This is a genomic window from Larkinella bovis, from assembly GCF_042655385.1.
In the GTDB taxonomy this organism is placed as follows: Bacteria; Bacteroidota; Bacteroidia; order Cytophagales; family Spirosomataceae; genus Larkinella; species Larkinella bovis.
Window position 1 is genome coordinate 1 of record NZ_JBHSMA010000029.1, and the last position, 1876, is coordinate 1876.

At 50.9% G+C, this 1876-nt stretch carries 2 protein-coding genes; both read left to right on the forward strand.

Annotated elements, in window-relative coordinates:
• Positions 1 to 325 precede the first annotated feature (325 nt).
• Positions 326 to 691: an IS3 family transposase gene (locus tag ACFPMF_RS27975; RefSeq protein WP_379851470.1), complete on the forward strand. Its 366-nt coding sequence runs from the start codon at positions 326 to 328 to the stop codon at positions 689 to 691.
• Positions 645 to 1127 (forward strand): integrase core domain-containing protein, encoded by a 483-nt coding sequence (locus ACFPMF_RS27980; RefSeq protein ID WP_379851472.1) that lies wholly within the window; start codon positions 645 to 647, stop codon positions 1125 to 1127. Before ACFPMF_RS27975 ends, ACFPMF_RS27980 begins: the two co-directional genes overlap by 47 nt.
• Positions 1128 to 1876 lie beyond the last annotated feature (749 nt).

Genomic DNA, 1876 nt, shown 5'->3' on the forward strand with positions numbered 1-1876 from the left:
GCGGGACCTGAATCCGAGCATAGAGCTAGTACTCTGCGGCCCCATAGGAAAACCCGCTCTGTTCACTTGTTGGCAAGCTACCAATTCTTGGTTTCTTACAACACCACAAACCTAAAGGGCGGCCCCGTGGCGTGCTAAATACGGTGGCATGCAGGTCTCGGAAGTCAAACGACTCAAAGAGTTGGAGGAAGAAAATCGCTGACTGAAGAAAATGTATGCCGAGTTGAGCCTACAAAACGAAATCATTAAGGAGGCACTCTCAAAAAACAGGGCCGCCTGAGCGGTGGTGAGGCCCACCGAGCGTCGACAGGTTGCCCGCTGGATGATGGATATCAAACAGATTAGTCAACGCAAAGCCTGTCGCTGGGTGGGTCTGACGGGGCCGCCCGGCGGTCGTAATGCACTGGCCGAACCGGTGGCAGAGAAAGATCAAGCGCTTTGCCACCGGATTCAACAATTGGCACGGCGTCACAAACAATGGGGGGTGCTGAAAATTTATCGTAGGTTACGTAAGCAAGGTCAGCATATCAATCATAAGAGAGTCAGGCGCTTATACCGTAACTTGGGATTGAGCTTACGGCGAAAAACTAAGAAGCGATTACCGGATGCCATCCGTCAGCCACTGGCCAAAGCAATGGCTTGTAATGAATGCTGCCGGGCCGCCGGGGCGGTCGTTGGATTTTACCTGTGACACGTTAACCGGTGCCCGCAAGTTTCGTACATTGAACGTAGTCGACGATTACAATCGGGAAGCCTTGGGCATTGAGGTAGACTATTCGCTACCGGCCCTACGAGTAACGCGGTTTTTGGACCAACTAATAGAACGGTATGGGAAACCCAAACGAATCCGGAGTGATAATGGCCCGGAATTTATCAGTCACACCTTACAGGATTGGTGTACGGATAAAAAAGTAGAGTTATGCTGGATTGAGCTGGGTAAGCCCACACAGAATGCGTATATCGAACGGTTCAACGGCACGTTTCGGCGAGAGGTGTTAGATGCTCATATTTTTACCAGTATCAGGCAGGTAAGACGCATTGTTGATGAGTGGCTGATTGAGTACAATACCGAACGGCCTCATCAAGCCTTGCAATTTATGACCGCACCGGCGGCCCGGGCCAGTTGAGTACCGACAGGTGGCTTAATTCCAGTCAAAACTGGCGCATTTAACGGGGTAAGGACAAATCTATCAACTAACAATTTCGTTATCCCATCTGTTGGTACAGATCGAGGGGTGCAGTGTCCCTCACACCCAGTAAGGACGGCTTTCTTGTGCCCGTAGCTATGCTGCCGTAATCACCGCTTAGTGTCCGTTTCTTGCGTTCTGGATGGTGACAGTCTTTAGCTATTCAGAGTTACCGCTACTACTATCGTATGAACTGCTAGTCGATTCATGGTTATCTGATGAAGATGAGTCAGAACCCCAGTTAGAGGAACTGCTTGACGAATCTGAACCCCAACTTGATGAGCTATCTGATGAATATGATCCCCAGCTTGAGGAACTGTCAGATGAATCTGAACCCCAACTTGAGGAATTGGAGCTGGAGCTATCGTTTGCATAGGAATCGTAAGAGCTTGAAGAATCATATGAGTTGCTGGACGAGTCGTATGTCGATTCAGTGGGAGTCAAGTCCGCGTACTGGGGTTCAGCAGGGGTTAGATCCGCAGGTTGGAAGCCGTTACCCGTCAGATCAGCCGGAGTCAGATCCGCAGGTTGGAAACCATTGCCCGTCAGATCAGCGTACTGTGGTTCAGCCGGAGTCAGATCCGCAGGTTGGAAACCATTGCCCGTCAGATCAGCATACTGGGGTTCAGCCGGAGTCAGATCCGCAGGTTGGAAACCGTTACCTGTCAGATCAGCCGGAGTCAGATCCG